Origin of the sequence: Methanocalculus natronophilus (assembly GCF_038751955.1) — an archaeon.
GTDB classification, from domain to species: domain Archaea; phylum Halobacteriota; class Methanomicrobia; order Methanomicrobiales; family Methanocorpusculaceae; genus Methanocalculus; species Methanocalculus natronophilus.
In genome coordinates this window covers 1-695 of sequence record NZ_JBCEXH010000055.1, presented here as the reverse complement: position 1 = coordinate 695, position 695 = coordinate 1, and the positions used below count along the sequence as shown (strand labels likewise).

Sequence of the window (695 nt, the reverse complement as noted above, 5' to 3'; positions counted from 1 at the left end):
AATAAATAGTTTATCACGCATTAGTATAACTCCAAGATTGTTTCTCCAGGATTGGTAGAATATTTTCTTCTTTTAATCCTTTTTGAGCGTATTTTTTGTGGATTTGCGACCATGTCTTTTAATGTTCTTCCGCTATTATGGCCATGAATGATAGTGAGTGCTTTTATTGATTTATCCAGCGATGCTAAGTGTTTTTCAATGGTGCGAATGGCTTCTGATTCACTCATTCCGTGAATGTCTAAAATATCTTGAAACATTATTTTTCCTCCACTAAAGGAAGAGGGGTTTTAATACTAGGCCTTCTTCCATGACTTTCTAAATGTGCTTTGATAATTGCATCTATTTTTTCTGGGTTATTTTTTGCGTCCATAACTTTATCATATCCTATATCATAGGCAAGTGGACAACTTTGAATACAAACCGCACAATCGGTGCCTGCATTTTTAAAAATCTTATAACAGCTTTGATCGTCAAATTTATAAAACCTTTTGCCGTTTACCCTTCTTTGTTTAAAAGATATAGATTGCATGGGACAATTAATTAAGCATAAGGCGCAGCGTTTACAAAACATCTCAAGTCCAAAATCACTGGGCCCATCTTCTACAAGGTCTAAATCTGTTAAAATCGCTCCAATTCTTACTTTATCGCCATATTTTGGATGTATTAAATGATTATGCATCCCAACTTCTCCTAAC

Annotated in this window: 2 protein-coding genes; both read right to left on the bottom strand. The window is 34.4% G+C overall.

The window, feature by feature from the left end; genetic code table 11:
- Positions 1-20: 20 nt before the first annotated feature.
- Positions 21-257, bottom strand: a complete 237-nt coding sequence (locus ABCO64_RS10370; RefSeq protein ID WP_343089409.1) for a Smr/MutS family protein — start codon at positions 255-257, stop codon at positions 21-23.
- Positions 257-695: 4Fe-4S dicluster domain-containing protein (locus ABCO64_RS10365; protein ID WP_343089408.1), on the bottom strand; the 439-nt coding region annotated here is incomplete at its 5' end. The genes ABCO64_RS10365 and ABCO64_RS10370, both read right to left, overlap by 1 nt.